Origin of the sequence: Streptomyces sp. NPDC006309, from assembly GCF_040613095.1 — a bacterium.
GTDB lineage: Bacteria > Actinomycetota > Actinomycetes > Streptomycetales > Streptomycetaceae > Streptomyces.
This window is the reverse complement of the sequence record NZ_JBEXRO010000010.1, coordinates 68,066-91,257: the sequence shown is the minus strand read 5'-3', so window position 1 is coordinate 91,257 and position 23,192 is coordinate 68,066. Positions and strand designations below refer to the sequence as shown.

The following is a 23,192-nucleotide window of genomic DNA, read 5'->3' as shown; positions in this document are numbered from 1 at the left end:
CCCGTACAGCAAGCAGCTACTCACTCGGAGGTACCGGATGACCAGCACGCACAGCCCGCAGGTGGCAGCGGCAGAACTGCCCGAGCTGATCGCCTCCTTCTACCGCGAGACGCTGGGCGACGACACGCTGGACACCTTCAGCGACTTCTTCGAGGCGGGCGGCGATTCGCTCAGCGCCTTCCAGATCACCGCCCGGCTACAGCAGGCCGTCGGTGCGGAGGTGCCGGTCGCCCTGGTCTTCACCTACCCGTCGCCCGAGGACCTTGCCATGGTCGTCATCGCCGACGCCGGCCTGAGCTAGGAGGGGGCACCATGGCCGGGAGAACCGTCCCGCTGGGGGACAAGTGGCAGCTGTGGCGGCAGTTCGCCCTGCGCGGGCCGGGCTTCCCGGCCGACGGGGTGCTGCGGCTGGCCGCGCCCGAACTGGCCCGGGCGGCCGACGCCCTGGGACCGCGGGCCGCGCTGACCGGGCCGGCTTGGAAGGCATTCGAGGCGGCCTTCGCCGAGGCCGCGGTGGACGGCGCCAGGGAGCTGCAACGGATCGCCGCCCGGCCGGACTTCCAGGCCGCGGTGGCCTGGCAGAACCGCGCGGTGGTCGGCCGCGCCGTGGAGCCGTTCGTGCGCTGGGAGCCGAGCGCGGCCGGGCGGACCAGCGGCCACCGGCAGCGCGAGGAGCTGGTGGCGCACTACTGGCAGCGGTTCTGCGTCAAGAACGACACCATCGGCTTCTTCGGCCCGGTCGGCTGGGGCACCCTCGACCCGGACCGGCCCGGCGTGACGGTCGAGCCGGGCGAGGGCCTGGTGGCCAGGACCAAGGTGTACTTCTCCAGCTGGTCGATCGACGAGCTGGCCAAGGTCCTGGACGCCGACCCGCGGCTGCGCGAGTGGGTCGCCCCGCGCCGCATGCCGTACCTGCGCACCGGCGCGGCGGCGGTCCTGCTGCCCGGCCGGCCCGCGCAGCCGGCCACCGAGCTGGAGCTGGCGGTCCTGCGGCTGTGCGACGGCCGGCGCCCGGCCCGGGAGATCCGGCGCGAGCTGGCCGGCCGGGCCGCGCCGCAGCAGGTCGAGGACCTGCTCGATCAGCTGGCCCGGCGGCGCTGGATCGTCCGCAGGCTGGAGGTGCCGGCCGGCACCCACCCCGAGCGCCACCTGCGGGACTGGCTGGAGCGGGTCGGTGACGAGCCGGCGCGCCGGCGCGGCCTCGCCATGCTGGAGGTGCTCGAACGCGGCCGGGCCGGGGTCGCCGCCGCGGCCACCGGGCCGGAGCTGACCGCGGCGCTGGCCGCCCTGGAATCCGACTTCCGGGAGCTGACCGACACGGCGGCGGCCCGCGAGAAGGGCAGCACCACCGCGCCCTGCCGCACCCTCGTCTACTCGGACAGCATCAGGGCCGCGACCGCCACGGTCGGCGCCGAGGTGCTGCGGGCGCTGGAACCGCTGGACCTGCTGATGACCAGCGCCGGCTGGCTCACCTCCCACCTGGCGTCCCGGGTGCTGGCACTGGCCGAACAGGTCCACGAGCGGCTGAGCAAGGCCGCCGGCGGACCGGTGGATCTGGCGTCGTTCTGGTTCGCCTGCATGCCGATCCTGCACGGTGACGCGGCCGGCGAGGCGGCCGCACTGCAGCGCGAGTTCTGGCACCGCTGGTCCGCGATCCTGCGCCTGCCGGAGCACGAGGGCAACGTCGCGGTCGCCGCGGCGGACATCGCCGGGGCGGTGCGGGCCGCCTTCGACGAGCGGTCGGCCGGCTGGACCGCGGCCCGCTACCTCAGCCCGGACGTGATGCTCGCCGCCGACGGCCTGCGGGCCGTCGAACGGGGCGAGTTCGAGCTGGTGCTCGGCGAGCTGCACGTGGCCATCAACACTCTCGGTGCCTCGCTCTTCGTCCACCAGCACCCGGCCCCGGCCGAGCTGTTCGCGCAGACCGGCCTGGACCACCCGCGGCCGCGGCTGATGCCGCTGCTGCCCAAGGAGCACCGGGCCCGGCTCTCCACCCGGGTCCGGCACGCCCTGGTCCGCCCCGAGGACTACCAGATCGCCCTGCTCGACCACGGCGCCGACCCGCACCGGGAGCGCACCGTGCCGAGCGCCGAGGCGGTGGTGGAGCGGCAGGACGGCCGCCTGGTGGTCCGGCTGCCCGACGGCGCGGTCTTCGGTGTGCTGGACGTCTTCGCGCACGTGCTGACCACGCTGGTGATCGACCTCTGCCGGCTGCTGCCGGAGGCCGACCACACGCCCCGGATCACCGTGGACCGGATGGTGCTGGCCCGGGAGACCTGGCGGTACGCCGGCGCCGCGCTGGACTGCGCCCAGGACAAGAACGAGGCGCGCCGCTTCGTGCGGGTCCGCCGCTGGCACGCCGCGAGCGGGCTGCCCAGGTTCGTCTTCGTCACCACGCCGGCCGAACCCCGGCCGTTCTTCGTGGACTTCGAGAGTCCGGCGTACGTCAACCTGTTCGCCAAGGCGGCCCGCCGGCTGGCCCGGCAGGACCCGGAGGGCCGGCTGACGGTCACCGAGATGCTGCCCAGCCCGGAGCAGACCTGGCTCACCGACGACCAGGGCAACCGCTACACCAGCGAACTGCGCTTCGTCGCCCTCGGCGACTGACGCAGGCCGGCCGGACGGGCCGCCCCCGAAGACCGGCCGGGGGCGGCCCGCCGCCGTGCCACGCCGGGCAGCGAACACTGACGGACCGCCGGGGCCGTACGCTGACGGACGGCTGGTGCCGGAGCGCCGGCGGTCCGTCAGGGACCGGCCGAGAGGATCTGTCGGGGAGCGGTCAGCCGAAGGTCCGTCAGGGTGCGGTCAGCCGAGGGGCCCGTCAGGGTGCGGTCAGCCGAGGGGCCGTCAGGGAGCCGTCACCGAGGGCCGGCAGCCGGCCCGACCGCCGCGGCTCGGCCGGTGCACCGGTACCGAGCACGCCGGTCCCGAAGCTCTCGCGCAACGCGCGCACTGTCCGGCCGAGTTGCGCCTGCGGGCGGGACGCGCCGAGCCGGCGGGAGCCGAACGAGGTGGCCGCCGGGCACACCCCCGCGCGGGCCGGCGCCGCGCAGAAGGCCGCCGCCGTCGCGGGGGCCGGTCGCGGGCCGGCGCCGCGCAGCGCCGCCTCGACCACCCGGTCGTCCGGGCGGACCCGGTCGGCAGCGGCCGGGGCCGGCGCCGCTGCCGCCACGGCGGGGGCCGGCCCGTGCGGCCGCGGGACGGTGAACGTCACCGCCTCCGGGCCGCCCCGGAACGCCACGGTGCCGACCGGGACGCCGCGTCCCGCGGCCGGCCGCAGGAAGTGCGCGGTCGCGGCGGGCGGCTCGCCGCCGGCCGCGACCGTGATCAGGACACCGGCGAACGAGACGGTGACGCCTCGCACGATCGGCCGCGCCACCGGGTCCTCCCCGCCTCTGACTCGACGTCAGCCGGTCACGACGTGGCCGTCGCCCGCCCGGTGGACACGCGAGCGGCGCAGGTTCTGGGTCGCGAAGGTGCGGTGCAGCCAGCGGTCGCGTCCGTCGTAGCGCGGCGCGAAACCGGTGCGGCCGTGCGCGGTGACCCGGTTGTCGACGATCGCCAGGTCACCGGGCAGCAGGTGATGGGTCAGCGCGTGCGCCGCGAAGAGGCGCTGGAGTTCGAGCATGGCCTGCGCCGCCCGCTCGGTGAGCGGCTCGGTGGCGGCGAAGTCGACCAGCAGGTCCGGGTCCTCGCGAGCGCCGCTGAGCACCGGGTGCGGCCGGGAGTGCGCCGCGGGCAGTGCGAAGGAGGGCGGCGGCGCGGTGCTGAACTCGGGCTCGAAGAGCGCGTCCCGGTGGGTGTCGCCGAGCAGGTGGTGGACCTGCCGGATGGAGGCGGTGCGCAGCCCGGCCACCCGGTCGTGGTCCGCCCGCACGCACAGCAGCAGGACGAAGTCGGGGCGGTGCGGGTGGAAGGCGTTCTCGTTGTGGAAGGTCAGCAGGGCCGAGCCCTCGTTGCCCTGGAACTCCTCGCTGCCCGGCACCGGGACCACGTCGTGGACCATCGCGCCGGACTTCTCGGGCCGGAAGGAGATCGGCTCGCCGAGCGCGTGGGTGAGGAGCATCAGGACGGCCGCGGGGATGGTGGCCTCGCGCTGGACCGAGCCGCTGACCATGGGGGTCGGCCCGATCAGCTCCTCGTCGACCGGCAGGCCGCGGATCAGCAGCGCGCCGGCCGGTCCTGGGTCCCGGCCGAAGTCGGCCAGGGATCTGCGCAGGGGGGTGGGCAGCTCGTGGCGGCGCCGGCCGGCTTGGCGGATCCAGGCGGGATCGTCGATCCGTCCGTCCGCGAAGGACAGGAGGTCGGCGGCCAGGCTCTCGACGGCCATGGACGCGCTGGGGTCCAGGGTCACCACGCTGTCGTGCGAGTCCGCTGTGAGGACGGGGGGCATCGGTTCACTTCCTTCGTCGGTGGTACGTGGTCCCGGCCGGGCTCGACTGACGGACCCGGCGGGTGGGTCGTGCACGCGCCGGCCGGTTCGTCCGGCACCGGGGCGGGCGGGCCCGGCCACCTGCCCCGGCCGGGTGCTTACTGCTGCTCGCCGGCCAGCAGGCCGGTCAGCACCGCCGCGACCTGGGCGACATGGGGCGCCTTCAGGACGCCCAGGTGGTTGCCGCCCACCCGGTGGACCGTCAGCCCGCCGGAGGCCAGCTCCCGCCAGCGCGCGGTGAAGTCCTCGAAGCTGACCCCTTCCGCGACCTCGTGCTCGCCCGCCGCGACGTCGTCACCCGCGAGCAGGTGAAGCCGACCCTGGTACGGCTTGTGGCGGTAGGCCAGCCGGGTCTGTAGCAGCTCCCGCCAGACCCGGATCCGCCCCGGCCAGAAGTCGTCGCCCGGCTCCGGCGGGGCCACCTCGCCGTCGTCCAGGATCCCGTTGAGCAGGTCACCGGCCCGCTGCCGCAGCTCGGCCACCCGCTCCCGGCCGGCTCCGGAGCGTGCGGCGTCGGCGAGTTCGGCGAACGCCGCCTCGGCCCGCTCGAAACGGCGGACGAACTCGTGCATGTTCTCCCGCTCGTAGGTGTCCAGCGCGGGGTCGAGCAGCAGGAAGGTGACCTCCTCGCCCGCCGCGTGCAGTCGGCGCACCATCTCGGTGGTGATCTGGCTGCCGCCGCACCAGCCGAGCAGGTGGTACGGACCGCTGGGGGCGATCCGCCGCAGCTCGGCCAGGTTCAGCTCGGCGACCTGCTCGACGCTCTCCGGCGCCGGGCACGGACGGCTCAGGCCCGGCCACTCGAAGGCGGCCACCGGCTGGTCCGGGTCCAGGTGGTCGGCCAGCTCGGCGAACCAGTGGGCGCTGCCGGGGTGCACGCAGAACAGCGGCGGCCGGCTGCCGGTGCGGCGCAGCCAGACGATCGAGTCCGCCGCCCTGGCCTGCGCGCCGCTCGGGCCGTCCGGGACACCCGCGCCCTCCGCCGCCTTGGCGTCGGTCACCACGGCGGCCAGCTCGGCCACGGTCCGGTGCCGGTAGAAGTCCTGGAAGGTGAGCTTGTAGCCGTGCTCGGCCCGGAGCTTGGTGATCACCTGCATCACCGTCAGGGAGTGGCCGCCCAGCTCGGTGAAGCTGTCGTCGATCCCCACCTGCTCGCGCTTGAGCGCCGCGGCCCAGGCCCGGGCCAGGATGTTCTCCACGGCCGTGCGCGGGGCACGGTAGGGGCGGGCGGAGACCGGCTGGGTGTCCTTCGGCAGCCTCGCCAGGTCGATCTTGCCGCTCGGCGTCATCGGCAGCTCGTCGAGCACCAGGTACCTGGACGGCACCAGGTGGGCCGGCAGCACCTGGGCCAGCCGGTCGCGCAGCGCCACCGGATCGAGCGCGGTGTCGCCGGCCGGCACCAGGTAGGCGGCCAGTTCCTTCTCGCCGCCCGGCGTGCTCGCCACGTGCACCGCGACCTCGCGCAGCCCGGCCTCGCGGCGCAGCGCGGCCTCCACCTCGCCGGGCTCGATCCGGTAGCCGCGGATCTTCACCTGGTGGTCCACCCGGCCGGCGAACTCCAGCACCCCGTCCTCCCGGTAGCGGGCCAGGTCGCCGGACCGGTAGAGCCGCTCGCCGGGGCGTGCCGCGTACGGGTCCGGCACAAAGCGTTCGGCGGTCAGCTCCGGCCGCTCGACGTACCCGCGGGCCAACTGCGCCCCGCCGATGTACAGTTCGCCGACCACCCCGACCGGCACCAGCTGCATGTCGCGGTCCAGCACCCGCATCGTGGTGTTGGCGAACGGACGGCCGATCGGCAGCACGCCGGCCGGCAGCTCGCCCGGGGTGCCTTCGAGGTGGGAGCAGCCGACGGTGGTCTCGGTCGGGCCGTACTCGTTGTCCACCACGGTGTCCGGCGCGTGCTCGGCCCAGCGCGAGACCATCTCCCGGGTGAGCTCCTCGCCGCCGGCGATGAGGCGCCCGGCCGCGCCGCGCAGTGCCTGGGGCGACAGCGACTGGTTCAGCAGCGCCAGGTGGGAGGGCGTCAGCTTCAGCAGCCCGAACCCGCCACGCTCCAGCTCCGCCACCAGGGCGTCGATCCCGGGCGTGCCGTCGTCCTCGGTGAGGGTGACCGGCTGGCCGGAGAGCAGCGCGGGGAAGAGCGAGGTGACCGGGAGGTCGAAGGCCATCGAGGAGTACAGCGGAGCGCCGGTGCCGCCCAGCGGCCGGTAGCCGTCCAGGCACCAGCACACGTAGTTGACCAGGTTGCGGTGCTCGATCATCACGCCCTTCGGCATGCCGGTCGAGCCGGAGGTGTAGATCACGTAGGCCAGCGAGTCCGGCGTCACCGGCAGGCCGGGGTTGCCCGGGTCCTGGCCGGCGATGCCGGGGTCCCGGTCGACCAGCAGCGGCTCGGCGGCGCTCGCGGCGAGCAGACCGGCCAGGGCGGTCTGGGTGAGCACCACCCGGGCACCGGTCTCGGCGACGAGTGCGGTCAGCCGGGCCGCCGGGTGGCCCGGGTCGAGCGGCAGGTAGCCGGCGCCCGCCTTGAGGACCGCCAGCAGCGCGACCACCAGCTCCGGGCCGCGGCGCAGCAGCACGCCGACCCGGGACTCCTGGCCGACCCCGAGCTCGCCCAGGCGCCGGGCCAACCGGTTGGCGCGGGCGTTGAGTGCGGCGTAGTCGAGGGTGCTGCCGTCGGCGCAGCGCAGCGCCGTGGCCCTCGGGGTGCGCTCGGCCTGCGCCTCGAACAGCTGGTGCAGGCAGGCGTCCGGGTAGGCCGTGGCAGGGCCGGTCGCGAACTCCGCCAGCCGGGCGTGCTCCTCGGCGGCCAGGACGCTGCCCCGGGCGTCGCCCAGCGGGTCGGCGGCCATCGCCTCCAGGATCCGCCGGTACAGCGCGGCCAGCCGGCGCCCGTTGGCGCGGCTGATCCGCTCGGGCCGGCCGGAGATGAAGACCACGCCGGGGAAGGTCCACACGTCCAGCGCGAACTCGTTGGGACTGACGTCGACCACCTTGCCGGAGTCGATCTGCCGGCTGTCCAGGACGTGGAAGTCCAGGTAGGTGAAGGCGACGTCGACGAGCGGAGTGCCCTCGCCCCAGGAGCGCTGCATCTCCGGCAGGGGGAACCGGCGGTGCGGCCAGGCCTCCACCTCGGCGGTGAAGACCTGCCCGGCCAGTTCGCTCCAGGTGGCGCCGGTCAGCTCGACGCCGAGCGGCAGGGTGTTGAGGTGCATGCCGCGGACCAGCTCACCGCCGTCGGTCTCCAGGCGGCCGTTGCAGACCAGGCCGCTGTGGAAGCGGTGGCTGCCGCTGATCGTGGCCACCGCCTTCAGGTGGGCGGCGAACAGCACGCTCTTGAGCGGCACCCCGGCGGTGGCGGCCAGCCGGCGCAGGCCCGGCTCGAGGTCCCGGAACGGCACGGTGACCTGGAACGCCCGCTCGCCGGCCCGCGGGTCGGCGGCCCAGGCGGGCGGCAGGGCGACCCGCTCGAAGCCGGCGACGCGCGCCCGCCAGAACTCCCGGTCCGCGGTGGAGGCGAGCGAGCGCCGCTCCAGCGCGACGTGGTCGGCGAACCGGACGGTGTGCCCGGCGGGGCCGGCCGGGGCCTGCCCGGCGCGGATCGCCCGGTAGTCGCCCATCACCTCGTCGATCAGCGAGTGGTGGCTCCAGCCGTCGAGGATCGCGTGGCACTCGATGAAGGAGAAGGTCCAGCGGTCCTCGGCGGTCTGGTGGACGTGGAAGCGCAGCATCGGCGCCTCGCCGATGTCGAAGGGCGTGCGGCGGGTCTCGGCGGTGAAGCGCTCCAGCTCCGCCCGCACCTGCTCCTCGTCGAGCCCGCGCAGGTCGTCGTAGCCGACCTGGGCGACGGCCTCGGCGTGCACGAATTGCAGCGGCTCGGAGAAGCCGGTGAGGTCGAAGCCGGTGCGCAGGATCTCGTGCCGCCTGGTGAGCTGGGCGGCCGCCTCGCGCAGCGCCGGCAGCGAGAACGGCGCGTCGTCGATGAACGGGAAGAGCGTGATGTTGTGGTACGGGCTCTCGTCCCGGTCGGCGAGCATCTGGTAGACCATCGCGGCCTGCACCATCCCGAGCGGGTAGGCGTCCACCAGGCCGGGCGGCAGGGCCGTGCGGTCGGCGGGCGACAGCAGCGCGAACGGCGCCACCCGCTCCTCCTCGACGCTCGCCTGCCCGCCGGGCGCGGCCGTCTCGGCGAACCCGGCCAGGCCCTCGACGCTCTGGTGCACCAGCAGGTTCTGCACCGTCAGGTCGACCCCGCGCCGGCGCAGCGCGCCGACCACCTTGATCGCACGGATCGAGTCGCCGCCCAGCTCGAAGAAGTTGTCGAGGGCACCGACCTTCGGCAGGCCGAGCACCTCGGCCCAGGTCTCGGCGACGATCTGCTCGGTCCTGGTCCGGGGGTTGACGTACTCGCCCGCTCCGCGGGCGCCGTACGCCTCGGGGTCGGGCAGCGCCCGGCGGTCGATCTTGCCGTTGGCCGTCATCGGGAAGGCGTCCAGCGGGACGAGGAGGGCGGGCACCATGTAGCCGGGCAGCGTCCGGCCGAGCCGGGCCCGCAACTCCGCCACCTCGACCGAGTGGCCGGCCCGCGGCGCGACGTACGCGACCAGCCGGGCCTCCCGCTCGCCCGGGCGGCGGTGCGCGATCACCAGGCTGCTCTCCACCTCGGGCTGGCTGCCGAGGGCCGCCTCGATCTCGCCGGGCTCGATCCGGTGGCCGCGGATCTTCACCTGCTCGTCGGCCCGGCCGAGAAATTCCAGTTCGCCGTCGGCGTCGTAGCGCGCCAGGTCGCCGGTGCGGTACATCCTGGCCCCCGGCACGGTGGCGAACGGGTCGGGCAGGAACCGCTCGGCGGTCAGGCCCGGACGGCCCAGGTATCCGCGCGCCAGGCCGGGTCCGGACACGTGGAGCTGGCCCGGGACGCCGACCGGCACCTGGTTGAGGTCGGAGTCCAGCAGGTAGAGCCGCAGGTCGCCGAGCGGGCGGCCGATCGGGCTGCGCCGGGCGCCGGCCTCCTCGCCGGCCCGGACCGGGCGGTAGGTGACGTGCACGGTGGTCTCGGTGATGCCGTACATGTTGACGAGCGACGGCCGCTGGTCGCCGAACCGATCGAACCAGGGCGCCAGTTCGGTGACGTCCAGCGCCTCGCCGCCGAATACCACGGTCCGCACCGCGAGGGCACCGGGCCGCAGGTCGGCCAGCGCCACCGCCTCCTGGAGGCCGCGGAACGCGGAGGGAGTCTGGTTGAGCACGGTGACCCGCTCGGTGACCAGCAGGTCGAGGAAGTCCTGCGGCGAGCGCGAGACGGCGAACGGCACCACCACGGCCCGGCCGCCGTTCAGCAGCGCGCCCCAGAGCTCCCAGACCGAGAAGTCGAAGGCGTAGGAGTGGAAGAGCGTCCACACGTCCTCGGGGCCGAAGCCGAAGTCCTCCTGGCAGGAGCCCAGCAGCCGCAGCACGTTGGCGTGGGTGACCTGGACGCCCTTGGGCGCTCCGGTGGAGCCGGAGGTGTAGATGACGTACGCGGTGTTGCCGGAACTCGCGAGCGGGACCGGGTCGGTGTCGGGCCACTGCTGGTCGTCCTCGCCGAGCAGCAGGGTGGTGACGGCCTCCTCACCCGTGCGCCGGTCGGCGACCAGGGCCGTCACCCGGGCGTCGGCCAGGATGTAGCCGAGGCGGTCGGCCGGCTGGCCGGGGTCCAGCGGGAGGTAGCCGGCCCCGGACTTGAGTACGCCGAGCAGCGCCACCACCAGGTCGAGCCCGCGCTCGAACCGCACTCCGACCAGTTTCTCCGGGCCGGCGCCGAGCGCGCGCAGCCGGTGGGCCAGGCGGTTGGCCCGGGCGTTCAGTTCACCGTAGCTGAGGGAGACGTCCTCGCAGCTGACGGCGGGCGCGTCGGGGGTGCGGCCGGCCCAGCGCTCGAAGACCTCGGGCAGGGTCCGTTCGGCGGCGTAGCTGCGGCCGGATCCGCTCCAGGAGGCGAGGAGGGCGCGCTCGGCGTCCGGCAGCAGTTCGAGCCGGTCGACCGGCTTGCCCGGCTCGGCGACGATGTCGGCCAGCAGCCGCAGGTAGTGCGCGATCGTCCGGTGGATCGTCGCCTCGTCGAACAGCGCGGTGGCGTACTCCAGTCGGCCGGTGATGGTGCCCTCGACGGTGCTGCCCAGCGCCAGGCCGAGGTCGAACTTGGCGGTGCGCCAGTCCACCGGCTGCTGCCCGGCGCGCAGCGCGCCCGGCTCGGCCGGGGTGTGGGCGACCAGCTGGAAGACCACCTGGAAGATCGGGTTGCGGGAGGGATCGCGCTCCGGCGCCAGCTCGTCCACCAGCCGCTCGAACGGGGTCTCCTGGTGGGTGAACGCGCCGAGCGCGGTCTCCCGGACCCGGCCCAGGAGTTCGAGGAAGGACGGGGCGCCGGACAGATCGGTGCGCAGCGCCACCGTGTTGGCGAACAGGCCGACCATGGCCTGGGTCTCGGCGCGGTCCCGGCCCGCCACCGGGGTGCCGACCACCACGTCGCGCTGCCCGCAGCTGCGGCCGAGCAGCAGCTGGAAGGCGGCCAGGAACACCATGAACGGGGTCGCGCCCTGGCCCCGCCCCAACTCGACCAGCGGCTCCACAAGTTCGGCCGGGATGGTGAAGGCCGCGGTCGCGCCTGCGGCGTCCCGGACCGAGCCGCGCGGCCGGTCGGTGGGCAGCGCCAGCGGGGTGAGGCCGGCCAGAGTGGTGCGCCAGTAGGCGAGCTGGGCCGCCAGGCGGTCGCCGGAGAGTTGCTCGCGCTGCCAGGCGGCGAAGTCCGCGTACTGGAGGCCGGCCGGTTCCAGGGGGGCGGGCCGGCCGGCGGCGAACGCCTCGTAGAGCTGGTCCAGTTCACCGAGCAGCACACCTTCGGACCATCCGTCGGAGGCGATGTGGTGGAGGGTGAGCAGCAGCGCGTGGGTGTCCTCGCCGAGCCTGGCGAGCAGCGCCCGGACCGGGTGCTCGGCGGCCAGGTCGAAGGGGCGCCGGCCGTCCTCGGCCACCAGCTCGGCGAGCCGCCGCTCGGCCTGCGCGAGGGCCGCGCCGGCACCGCTGTCCGCGCCGGGCCCGCCGTCCTGGCCGTCCGCGCCGCGCAGGTCCACGGTGGTCAGGGCGATCGGGCCCGGCGCGTCGATCACCAGCACCGGCTCGTCGTCCACCGCCGGGTAGCGGGTGCGCAGCACCTCGTGCCGGGCCACCAGCGCGTCCAGGGCCCGCCGCAGCACCACCGGGTCGACCGGGCCGGGCAGGCGCAGCAGCAGCGGCATCAGGTACTCGGTGCCGCCCGGCTGGAGCTGGTCGAGCACCCACATCCGGTGCTGCGCGAACGACAGCGGGAGAGCGCCGTCCCGGGGAACGGGGGCGATCCCGTCCTGCCGCTTCTTCGTCAAGCCGCGCAGGCGTCGCTGCAGCAGCTCCGTGCGGGAGCTCGGGCTCGTGCTCATCCTTCGCCTTCCTGTGCGTGCGACGGGGTCCGGTCCGGCGACGGTCCACCGGCCAGGCAGCAGCCTGCCGACGGCGGACGGGCCGGCGGCAGGGTCAGCAGGGCGAAGCTTTTGGCCGCGGACTGCGCGCGTGACTGCCGGTCCTTCTCTGGGCCGGGGACGGACGGCCTCCCAGCATCGAGCCATGACCCACACCGTGCGCGAGGAAGTCCCCCGGCCCGTCGAGCCGTTGCTGCGCAACCGAGACTTCGTCCTGCTGTGGCAGGCCGCGGCGGCCTCCGGGCTGGGCTCCAACGTCTCCAGCGTGGCCTACCCGCTGCTGATCCTCGCGCTGACCGGCTCCCCGGCGGACGCCGGACTCACCGGCTTCATCGCCCTGCTGCCGCAACTGCTGTTCCAGCTGCCGGCCGGAGCGCTGGTCGACCGCTGGAACCGGCGGCGGACGATGATCACCTGCGACGCGCTGCGCGGCCTGGCCATCGGCAGCGTGGCGGCGGCCCTGCTGCTGCACCGGCTCTCGCTGCCCCACGTGCTCGCGGTCGGGTTCACCGAGGGCACGCTGACGGTGTTCTTCCGGATCGCCGCCTCGGCGGCCGTCCCCAACGTGGTGCACCCCTCCCAGCTCGCCGCCGCGCTCTCCCGCAACGAGGCGCGGGCGCGCGGGGCCGCGATGCTCGGCCAGCCACTGGGCGGCGTGCTCTTCGGTCTGGGCCGGGCGGTGCCGTTCCTCTTCGATGCCGCCAGCTACCTGTGGTCGCTGGTCGGCCTGCTGCTGATCCGCCGCGAGTTCCAGGCCGAGCGGCGCCCGCGCACTGCCCCGCTGCACCGCGAACTCACCGAGGGCGTGCGCTGGTTGTGGCGCCAGCCGTTCCTGCGTACGACCACCTTCCTGATCGCCGGCAGCAACCTGCTGTTCCAGGCGCTCTTCCTGACGGTCATCGTGATGGCCCGCGGGCGGCACGGCTCGTCCGCCGCGATCGGCGTGATGTTCGGGGTGGCGGCGGTGGGCGGGGTGCTCGGCTCGCTGCTCGCGCCCGCGGTGGAGCGCCGGCTGTCGATGCGGACCGTGGTGATCGGCGCCAACTGGGCCTGGGCCCTGCTCACTCCGGTGCTGCTGGTGGTCCGCGACCCGTACCTGATCGGCGTGGTGTACGCGTTGATGTGCTTCGTCGGCCCCGTTTGGAACGTGGTCATCTCGGCCTATCAGCTGGCCGTCACGCCCGACGCCATCCAGGGCCGGGTGCTCGGCGCGGTCGGCCTGGTCGCGTTCGGCGCCATCCCGCTCGGCTCCCTGGTCGGCGGCCAGTTGCTGGCCGGGCTGGGCGCGGACGCCACCGTCCGGGTGCTGGCCGCCTGGATGGTCCTGCTGGCCGCGACCGCCGCGCTCAGCCCTTCGGTGCGCTCCGCCCCCACGCTGGCCGGCGCCACGGCGACCACCGACGAGCCGGAGCCGACGCCGGCCGCCTGACAGCCGGTCCACGAGCGCCGCCCCCGCGCGGCGCACGGTTCCCCGCCGTGCGCCGCGCTTCGCCGTTGCCCGCCGGCAGCCTCGTGGCCCCGGCCCCGCCACTCAGGACGCCGCCCGACCGCGCGTGAGGACGGGAACGCGAAAGACGTCCGCCCGCCGCCCCCCAGGGGGTGGCGGGCGGACGTGCCGGGCCCTGGGTTCAGCGGGCTTCGCCCTCCTCCGCCAGCAGGGCGGCGACCTCCTCGTCCGTCAGCTCGGCGATCTGCGCCTCCAGCGCCTCCAGCAGGACCTGGCTCAGGGCGGCCACCGTGGTGGCCTCGAAGAGGCAGCGCAGCGGCAGGTCCACGTCGAAGACGGCGACCAGCCGGGCGAGCACCCGGGTGGCGAGCAGCGAGTGGGCGCCGAGGACGAAGACGTCCTCGTCGACGCCGATCCGCTCGATGCCGAGGGTCTCCGCCCACACCTCGGCCACGATCTCCTCGGTCGGGTTGCGCGGCGCCCGGTAGGGGCGTTCCAGCAGCTCGCCGGTGGTGGCGGGCTCCGGGAGGGCCTTGCGGTCCACCTTCTTGCTGGGGGTCAGCGGCAGCTCGGGCAGGGTCGTCCAGAGCGAGGGCACCATGTACGGGGGCAGCCGCTCGCCGGCCCACTCGCGCAGCTCGGCGACGTCCGGGCAGCCGTTGCCGCGCGGTACCAGGTAGGCGACCAGCCGGCGGTCGCCCGGCCGGACGTCGCGGGCGACGACGGCGACCTGGCGCAGCCCGGGGTGCTGCGCCAGCACCGCCTCGATCTCCCCCAGTTCGATCCGGAAGCCGCGCAGCTTGACCTGCTGGTCGATCCGGCCGAGGAACTCGATGGTGCCGTCGGCGAGGTAGCGCACCAGGTCGCCGGTCCGGTAGAGCCGGCCGCCCGGCACGTCGCCGAAGGGGTCGGGGACGAACTTCTCCGCGGTGAGCCCGGGGCGGCGATGGTAGCCGCGGGCCAAGCGGACCCCGGCGAGGTGGAGTTCGCCGGGCACCCCGACCGGAACGGGGCCGCCGGCACCGTCCAGCACGTAGGCCCGGGTGCCCGGGACGGGGCGGCCGATCGGCAGCGCGGCCTCGCCGCGGCCGGCCGGGGCCGCCGGCACGGGGTGCAGGACGCAGGTGACGGTCGCCTCGGTGGGGCCGTAGTTGCACAGGAACCGGCCGGGCAGGCCGGTGGTGGTCCAGGCCCGGGCGTCGTCCACGGTGACCACGTCGCTGCCGACGTTCATCAGCTTCAGGCCGCTCAGCCGTTCGTCGCCGGGCGGCACGTGCTGGATCACCTCGCGGTAGTAGGCGGGGGTGATCTCCATGACGGTGATGCCGTGTTCGGCGACCCGCCCGGGGAGTTCGGCGGGGCTCCAGAACAGCGGGTCGGCCACGACGACGGTCGCGCCGGCCAGCAGGGTGGCGGCGATCTGGTCCATCGCCACGTCGAAGGTGAGCGCCGAGAGCAGCACCACCCGGTCGCCCGGCTCGATGCCGTAGGCGTCGGCGATCACCCGGCAGTGGTGGGCGTAGGAGCCGTGCTCGATCAGCACGCCCTTGGGCTGCCCGGTGGAGCCCGAGGTGTAGATCATGTACGCCAGCTGGTCCGGCGCGGCCTGCGGCGGGGGGTTGTGGTCCGGGCGCCCGGCGATCCGCCCCGCCTCCGCGTCGACCAGCACCAGCGGGCCGCGGGCGACGGCGGAGAGCCGCCCGGCGAACCGGCCGGTGCTCAGCACGGCCCCGGCGTCCAGCTCGCCCAGCATGAACGCCAGCCGTTCGGCCGGGTGTTCGGGATCGATCGGCACGTAGACGCCGCCCGCCTTGAGCACCGCGAGCAGCGCCACCACGACCTCGACCCCGCGCTCCATGCAGACGGCGACCGGGCGTTCCGCCCCGACACCCAGCTCGCGCAGGTGGTGGGCCAGCTGGTTGGCCCGGGCGTTGAGCTCGGCGTAGCCGAGGGAGGCCGGTCCGAACGAGACGGCGACCGCGTCGGGGGTCTCGGCGGCGCGCCGCTCGAACAGGGCCGGCACGCAGGCCGCCGGCAGCTCGGCGCCGGCCGTGTTCCAGCCGTGCACCAGCTGCTCCCGTTCGTCCTGGCTGAGGATCGCCAGCCGGCTGAGCGGGGTCTCGGGCCGCGCGGTGGCCGCGCGCAACAGGGTCAGGTAGTGCCCGGCCATGCGCTCGACCGTGGTGCGGTCGAAGAGCGCCGTGGCGTACTCGAACAGCCCTTGCAGACCGCCGTCGGCGCGGCGGCCGAGCGAGAGGGTGAGGTCGAACTTCGCGGTCCGCCAGGGCGAGGGGACCCGCTCGACGGTCAGGCCGTCCAGCCGCAGCGGGGTTCTCTGGACGTGCTGTAGCTCGAACATCACCTGGAACAGCGGGTTCCGCGACAGGTCCCGGTCCGGCTGGAGTTCGTCGACCAGGCGCTCGAAGGGCAGGTCCTGGTGGCTGTAGGCGGCGACCACGTCCTGGTGGACCCGGCGCAGCAGCGCCGCGAAGCTCGGGTCGCCGCCGAGGTCGGCGCGCAGCACCACGGTGTTGACGAAGGAGCCGACCACCTCCTCCACTTCGGGCCGGGTCCGGCCTGCGGTGGGGGTGCCGACGCAGACGTCCGCCTGCCGGGTGTAGCGGGCGAGCAGCACGTCGAAGGCGGCGAGCAGCACCACGAACGGGGTGACCGCCTGGCTGCGCGCCAGGTCCGCCACGGCCTCGGCGAGCTCGTCGGGAACCGCGAGGGCGAGCAGGTCGCCGCGCGGGTCGCGGACGGCCGGGCGGGGCCGGTCGGTGGGCAGCTCCAGCGGGGTGAGCCCGCCGAGCCGCTCCCGCCAGTGCGCGAGTTGGGCCTCCGGCAGCTCGCCCTGCGACCAGCGGTCCTGCCAGGCCGCGAAGTCGGCGTACTGCACCGGTGGCGCGGGCGGCAGGCTGCCGCCGGTGAGCCGGGCCCGGTGGAGCGACCCGAGGTCGCGGGTCAGCAGGTCCAGGGACCAGCCGTCGACCGCTATGTGATGGGCGGTCAGGACGAGCAGGTGCTCCTGTTCGCCGACCTTGACGAGCAGGGCGCGCAGCGGCGGTTCCCGGTCGAGGCGGAACGGCCGGGCGGTCTCGTCCCGCACCAGCTCCTCGGCCCGAGCGGCGGCCTCCTCCGCCGGCAGGCCGGAGAGGTCCACCGGCGCGGCACCGAGGGCGACCACCGGGTCGATCACCTGTACCGGCTCGCCGCCCGGCGCCAGGTAACGTGTTCTCAGCGCCTCGTGACGGGCCGCCAGGTCGTCCAGCGCGCCGGTCAGTGCGGCGGTGTGCAGCGGGCCGCGCAGGCGCAGCACCAGCGGCACCAGGTACTCGGAGCTGCCGGGCTCCAGCTGGTCGAGGAACCACATCCGGCGCTGGGCGGAGGAGAGCGGCAGCGTGCCGCCGCGCGGCACCGGCAGCACCGCTCCGGCCGGGTCGGCGGGCCGGGCGCCCGGGGCGGTGGCCAGTTCGGCCAGGGCGGCGACGGTGCGGCGGGAGAAGACCTCGGCGACCGGGATGTCGACACCGAAGGCCGCCCGCAGCCGGAAGACCAGCCGGGTGGCGAGCAGCGAGTGGCCCCCGAGGGCGAAGAAGTCGTCGAGCGCGCCGACCAGCTCGCGGCCCAGCAGCTCGGCGAAGATCTCGGCGATGGTCTGCTCGGCGGGGTCACGTGGCGCGAGGTACTCCCCCACCGCGGCCAGGCCGGCCAGCCCGGGCAGCGCCTCGAGGTCCACCTTGCCGCTGGCGGTGAGGGGCAGTGCGGCGAGGGTCCGCAGCACGGCCGGCACCATGGCGTCCGGCAGCCGGGCCGCCAGGTGGGCCCGCAGCGCGGCCGGGTCGGGTTCGGCGCCCTCGACGGGGACGACGTGGCCGACCAGTTGCTGGTCACCGTAGACGCCGACGGCCGCCGCGGCGACGGAGGGGTGCTCGCAGAGCGCGGCCTCGATCTCGCTGGGCTCGATCCGGATGCCGCGCAGCTTGACCTGCCGGTCGAGCCGGCCGAGGTACTCCAGCGTGCCGTCGGCGCGGCGCCGGACCCGGTCCCCGGTGCGGTAGAGCCGCTCGCCCGGGGCGGCCGGGTGCGGGTTGGGAACGAAGCGCTCGGCGGTCAGGTCGCCGCGGCCGAGGTAGCCGCGGGCCAGGCCGGTGCCGGCCACGCACAGCTCGCCGGGGACGCCGAGCGGGACCAGGCCGCCGTCCGGGTCGAGCACCAGGATCCGGGTGTTGTCGATCGGCTGCCCGATGGCGACGATCTCGCCGGCCTCCCGGCCGTCGTAGCGCCAGGAGGTCACGTCGATGGCGCACTCGGTGGGGCCGTAGGTGTTGACCAGGGTGACCGGCAGCAGGGCGAGCAGCCGGTCGCAGAGTTCCACGGGCAGCGGCTCGCCGGCGCAGAACACCAGTCGCAGCGTGCCGCAGTCGCGCAGCCCGGGCTGCTGGACCAGCACCCGCAGCACGGACGGCACGAGTTGCAGCACCGTGATCCGGTGCTCGGCCACCGCCCGCACCATGGCGGCCGGGTCGCGCGGCACGCCGTCGGCGGCGACCACCACCGTCGCGCCGCAGACCAGCGGTGCCAGGAACTCCCAGACGGAGGCGTCGAAGCCGACCGTGGTCTTCTGTAGCACCCGGTCCGCCGGGCCGAGGCCGTGCTCGCGCACCGTCCACAACACCCGGTTGCGGATGGCCTCGTGGCTGATCAGCACGCCCTTGGGGCGGCCGGTCGAGCCCGAGGTGTACACCAGGTAGGCGGCCCCGGCGGGGTCGAGCGGCGGCAGTTCGGCGGCCGGCCGCCAACCGGCCGGTGCCGGCCCGGCCGGCTCCGGGTCCTCGTCGAGCAGTACCAACCGGGCGGGGCACTCGGGCAGTTCCCCGCGGATCCAGGACTGGCTGATCAGCACGGTGGCGCCGCTGTCGGCGAGCACGTGGGTGCGGCGCTGCGGTGGGTGCGCGGGGTCGACCGGCACGTAGATGCCGCCGGCCCGGAGCACGCCGAGCAGAGCGGTGACCAGGTCGGCGTCGCGGCGCAGGCAGACCGCGACCGGGGTCTCCGCGCGCACTCCGAGGGCGCGCAGGTGGTGCGCCAACCGGGTGGCCCGGGCGTCGAGTTCGGCGTAGCTCAGGGTGTGCTCGGCGAAGACGACGGCCGGCGCGTCGGGGGTGCGGGCGGCCTGTTCGGCGAAGAGCTCGGGCAGGCAGCGGGCGGGCGGCTCGGCTGTGGTGTCGTGCCGGCCGTGCACCAGCGCCTCCCGTTCGGCGGCGTCCAGCGCCTCGATCCGGTCGAGCGGCAGGTCCGGTTCGCCGACCACCGCGGCGAGCAGGCGCCCGTAGTGCTCGGCCATCCGCCGCACGGTGTCCCGGTCGAACAGCGCGGTGGCGTACTCGAAGCCGCAGCGCAGGGTACCGTCCGCCTGCGGCTGCACCGAGACCGTCAGGTCGAACTTGGCGGCCGGCCAGGAGACGGCGAGTTGCTCGACCCGGAGCCCGGGCAGGCTGAACGCCTCGCCCTTGGGCGGGCGCAGCTCGAACATCACCTGGAAGAGCGGGTTGCGGGACAGGTCGCGTTCGGGTGCCAGCTCCTCGACGACGCGTTCGAACGGCACGTCGGCGTGGCCGTAGGCGTCGAGCGCCAGCTCGCGGACCCGGGCGAGCAGGTCCGTGAAGCTGGGGCGCCCGCTGAGGTCGCCGCGCAGCACCAGGGTGTTGGCGAAGAATCCGATCAGCGGTGCCGTCTCTGAGCGGGTGCGGCCGGAGACGGCGGTGCCGACCGCGATGTCCTGCTGGCCGCTCCACCGGCCGAGCAGCGCGTAGCAGCCGGCGAGCAGCACCATGAACGGGGTGGCGCCGTTGCGGCGGGCCAAATCATCGATGGACTCGCCGAGTTCGGCGGGCAGCTCGATGGCGAGCCGGCCGCCGCGCGGGTCGCGCAGGCGCGGGCGGCGGCGGTCGGTGGGCAGCTCCAGCGGGGTCAGGCCGGCCAGCCGTTCCCGCCAGTGCCCGAGGCGGGCGGCGAACTCCTCGGTGGCGGCGTGCTCGCGCTGCCAGCGGGCGAAGTCCGCGTACTGGACGGGCAGCGGCTCGACGGCCTCGCCGGCGTAGTGCCGCGCCAGCTCGTCGGCCAGGACCTCCACCGACCAGCCGTCGGAGACGATGTGGTGCAGCGTCAGCGCCAGCAGGTGGTCGTCCGCGCCGATGCGCAGCAGCATCGCGCGCACCGGGGCGCCGGCCGCCAGGTCGAACGGGACCTCCAGGTCCGCGCGGATCAGCCGCAGCGCCTCCTCCTCGGTGGCCGCCCGCTCGGTCAGCGGGATCCGGGCGCCGGGGTCGACGAGCTGGACCGGCTCGCCGTCGCGCTCCTCGTACCGGGTGCGCAGCACCGCATGTCGCTCGGCCAGGCGGGCCAGCGCGGTGGTCAGCGCCGTCCGGTCCAGCGGGCCGCGCAGCCGCAGCGCGATCGGCACCAGGTAGTCGGTGGCGCCGGGCGCGAGGCGGTCGAGGAACCAGAGGCGCTGCTGGGCGAAGGAAAGAGGCAGCGGTCCGTCCGTGCCCGCCGGGGTGATCGGCGCCTGCCGTTCGGGGGCGGCGGCGGCCAAAACCTCGGCGAGCCGGGCGACGGTGCCTGCGGCGAACACGTCCGCCAGCGGCACGTCGGCGGAGAGGACCTGCCGGAGCCGGAAGGCCAGCCGGGTGACCAGCAGGGAGTTGCCGCCGAGGGCGAAGAAGTCGTCGTGCACGCCGACCTCGTCCAGGTCGAGCAGCTCGCACCAGATGGCGGCGACCGCCCGCTCCAGCGGGGTGCGCGGCGCGACCCGGTCCGCGGCCGGGACCAGCCGGGCGCCGGTAGGGTCGGGCAGCGCCTTGCGGTCCACCTTGCCGCTGGCCGTGTGCGGCAGCTCGGGCAGCACCACGTAGAGCGCGGGCACCAGGTAGGCGGGGAGCAGCCGCTCCAGGTGGGCGCGGAGTTCGGCCACCCGCGGTGCGCGTTCGCCGGCCGGCACCAGGTAGGCGACCAGCCGGGCCGCGTCTCCCGTGCCGTGGGCGCCCACCGCGGCCTCCAGCACCTCGGGGTGCTCGGCCAGCGCGGCCTCCACCTCGGCCGGTTCGACCCGGAACCCGGCGACCTTGATCTGGGTGTCGACGCGGCTGAGGAACTCCAGCAGGCCGTCGGAGCGGTGCCGGACCAGGTCGCCGCTGCGGTAGAGCCGGGCGCCGGGGACCTTGGCGTACGGGTCGGGGACGAAGCGCTCGGCGGTGAGGTCGCCGCGCCCCCGGTAACCGCGGGCCACCTGGACGCCACCGATGTACAGCTCGCCGACGGCGCCCGGCAGCACCGGCTCGAGCTCGGCGTCCAGCACGTACAGGGTGGTGTTGTCGATCGGCACGCCGATGCCCATCGGGCCCTCGTCGAGCTCGCGCACCGGGAGGGCGAGGGTGGCGCAGCCGACCGTGGTCTCGGTCGGGCCGTACTCGTTGAACGCCACGGTGTCCGGGGCGTGCCACCGCCACGGCTCCAGCATCGCGCCGGTGAGCTGCTCGCCGCCGATCACCAGGTGGGGTGTCGCGGTGCGCAGCGCCGCCGCGGGCAGCTCCCGGCCGAGTGGCCCGAGGTGGGTCGGGGTGAGCTTCAGCAGGTCGAAGGAGTCCCGGCTCAGCAGCTGGACCAGGCCGTCGAGGCCGGGCGTGCCGTCGTCCGGGGTGAGGGTGACGGCGGCGCCGGTGAGCAGCGCGGGGAAGAGCGAGGTGACCGGCAGGTCGAAGGCGACCGAGGAGTACAGCGCGGTGCCGGCGCCCTCGCCGAGGTAGGTCCGGGCGGACCAGCGCACGTAGTTGACCACGTTGCGGTGGGTCACCATGACGCCCTTGGGCTCGCCGGTGGAGCCCGAGGTGTAGATCAGGTACGCGAGGTTGTCCGGCCCGGCACCGCTCTCGGGCGCGGTCTCCCGCTCCCCGTCCCCGACGGCCAGCACCGTCCCGGTCCAGCCCTGCGCCGACTCACCGTCAGCGATGAGCAGTTCGGCGCCGGCCCGGTCGAGCAGCCGGGAGCGCCGCAGCGGCGGGTGGTCGGGCGCCAGCGGCAGGTAACCGGCACCGGCCTTGAGCACCGCGAGCAGCGCCACCACCAGCTCCGGCCCCCGGCGCAGGCAGACGCCCACCAGGCTCTCCGGCCCCGCCCCGTGCGCCCGCAACCGGTGCGCCAGGAGGTTCGCCCGGGAATCGAGCTGACGATACGTCAGTTCACCGTCCGGCCAGCGCAGCGCGACCGCCCCTGGGGTGCGCTCGGCCTGCTCGGCGAACAGCTCGTGCAGGCAGCGCTCGGGCAGCGGCACGGCGGTCTCGTTGAACTTCTCGACCACCGCCAGCCGGTCCTGGTCGGTCAGCAGGCCGACGCGGTGCAGCGGGCGGTCCGGGTCGGCTAGCACGGCGTCGAGCAGCACGCGGAAGGCGTCGGCCAGGCGCTTCGCGGTCGTCCGGTCGAACAGCGCGGTGGCGTATTGCAGCCGGGCGTTGAGGCGTCCGTCGGGCAGTATGTCGGTGTCCAGCACCAGGTCGAACGGCGAGCCGGTCAGCGGTGTGCGGACCAGTTCGCAGTCGAGGCCGGGCAGCGCGATCGGCTCCGGCGGCGCGGTGCGCAGTGAGAAGGACACCTGGAACAGCGGGTTGCGGGCGAGGTCACGCTCCGGCGCCAGCTCGTCCACCACCAGTTCGAACGGCGTACCGGCGTGGCTGAGGGCGGCCAGTGTGTTGGCCGCGACCCGGCCGAGCAGGGTCCGGAAGGACGGCTCGCCGCTCAGGTCGCCACGCAGCACCACGGTGTTGACGAACAGGCCGATCAGCCGCTCCGCATCGGGCAGTCCGCGGCCGGCCACCGGCGTGCCGACCGCGATGTCCCGCTGTCCGCTGAACCGGGCGAGCACCGCCTGGAACGCGGCGAGCAGCACCATGAACCGGGTCGCCCGGCTGCGGCGGGCGAGTAGGTCGACCCGTGTCATCAGCTCGGCCGGCAGCTCGAAGCGGACGGCGTCGCCGGCGCCGTCCCAGACGGCCGGGCGGGGGCGGTCGGTGGGCAGCTCCAGCGGCGTCAGACCCGCCAGCGCGGTGCGCCAGTGGTCCAGCCCGGCGGCCAGCCGCCGGCCGGTGAGCCGCTCGGCCTGCCAGTCGGCGAAGTCGGCGTACTGGAGGGCGAGCGGCGCGAGGGCGGCCGGCGCGCCGCCGGTGCGCTCCCGGTAGCCGGCCGCCAGCTCGGCCCCGAGGAGGTGCCAGGACATGCCGTCGAAGGCGATGTGGTGGACCACCACGATCAGCAGGTGGTCGGCGGCGCCCACCCGGGCCAGCACGGCCCGCAGCGGGGGCTGCCGGGCCAGGTCGACCGGGAGCCGCAGCTCCTCCTCGATCAGCCGGACCAGCCGAGCCTCCCGATCGGCGGCCGGCAGGTCGGTGAAGTCGCATCGGTGGAACGGGAGTTCGACTTCCGGCGCGATCCGCTGCCGCAACCGGCCGGCGTCCTGCCGGTAGCTGGTGCGCAGCACCTCGTGCCGCTCGACGACGGCGGTGAGCGCACCGAGCAGCGCGCCGGCGTCCAGGTCGCCCCGGATCCGCAGCGCCAGCGGGAGCAGGTAGTCGGGCGTGCCCGGCCGCAACTGGTCGAGGAACCAGAGCCGTTGCTGCCCGAACGACGCGTTGCGGGGCGCCCCGGCCGTGCTGTCCGTGCCGCCACGGCTGTCGTCAATCTCCACCGGCCACCTCCACGGGTCCTCACGGACGCGCACCGCGCCCCCGGCGAAGCCTGCTGGCGGGCGCAAGCCCGGCACCAGGGACAC

Annotated in this window: 7 protein-coding genes; 3 read left to right on the top strand and 4 right to left on the bottom strand. The window is 75.1% G+C overall.

Annotated elements, in window-relative coordinates; translation table 11 throughout:
• Positions 1-37: 37 nt before the first annotated feature.
• Both ABZ117_RS15850 and ABZ117_RS15845 read left to right on the top strand, forming a co-directional pair.
• On the top strand, positions 38-301 hold the full coding sequence (locus tag ABZ117_RS15850; RefSeq protein WP_356821110.1) for an acyl carrier protein: 264 nt from the start codon (positions 38-40) through the stop codon (positions 299-301).
• An 11-nt stretch (positions 302-312) separates the two neighbouring features.
• Positions 313-2,607 carry a lantibiotic dehydratase gene (locus ABZ117_RS15845; RefSeq protein WP_356821108.1) on the top strand — a complete coding sequence of 765 codons (2,295 nt, stop codon included), beginning with the start codon at positions 313-315 and terminating at the stop codon, positions 2,605-2,607.
• A 214-nt stretch (positions 2,608-2,821) separates the two neighbouring features.
• Here the strand turns inward: ABZ117_RS15845 and ABZ117_RS15840 are convergent, their stop codons facing one another.
• From ABZ117_RS15840 to ABZ117_RS15830, 3 genes are all read right to left on the bottom strand, one after another.
• Positions 2,822-3,379 (bottom strand): hypothetical protein, encoded by a 558-nt coding sequence (locus ABZ117_RS15840; RefSeq protein ID WP_356821107.1) that lies wholly within the window; start codon positions 3,377-3,379, stop codon positions 2,822-2,824.
• Between the two features lie 27 nt (positions 3,380-3,406).
• On the bottom strand, positions 3,407-4,393 hold the full coding sequence (locus ABZ117_RS15835; RefSeq protein WP_356821105.1) for a TauD/TfdA family dioxygenase: 987 nt from the start codon (positions 4,391-4,393) through the stop codon (positions 3,407-3,409).
• A 137-nt stretch (positions 4,394-4,530) separates the two neighbouring features.
• Positions 4,531-11,886, bottom strand: a complete 7,356-nt coding sequence (locus tag ABZ117_RS15830; protein ID WP_356821103.1) for an amino acid adenylation domain-containing protein — start codon at positions 11,884-11,886, stop codon at positions 4,531-4,533.
• A 184-nt stretch (positions 11,887-12,070) separates the two neighbouring features.
• Here ABZ117_RS15830 and ABZ117_RS15825 point away from each other — a divergent pair, with 184 nt between their 5' ends.
• Positions 12,071-13,354, top strand: a complete 1,284-nt coding sequence (locus tag ABZ117_RS15825) for an MFS transporter (protein ID WP_356821101.1) — start codon at positions 12,071-12,073, stop codon at positions 13,352-13,354.
• 199 nt (positions 13,355-13,553) lie between these two features.
• Here the strand turns inward: ABZ117_RS15825 and ABZ117_RS15820 are convergent, their stop codons facing one another.
• On the bottom strand, positions 13,554-23,108 hold the full coding sequence (locus tag ABZ117_RS15820; RefSeq protein ID WP_356821099.1) for an amino acid adenylation domain-containing protein: 9,555 nt from the start codon (positions 23,106-23,108) through the stop codon (positions 13,554-13,556).
• Positions 23,109-23,192 lie beyond the last annotated feature (84 nt).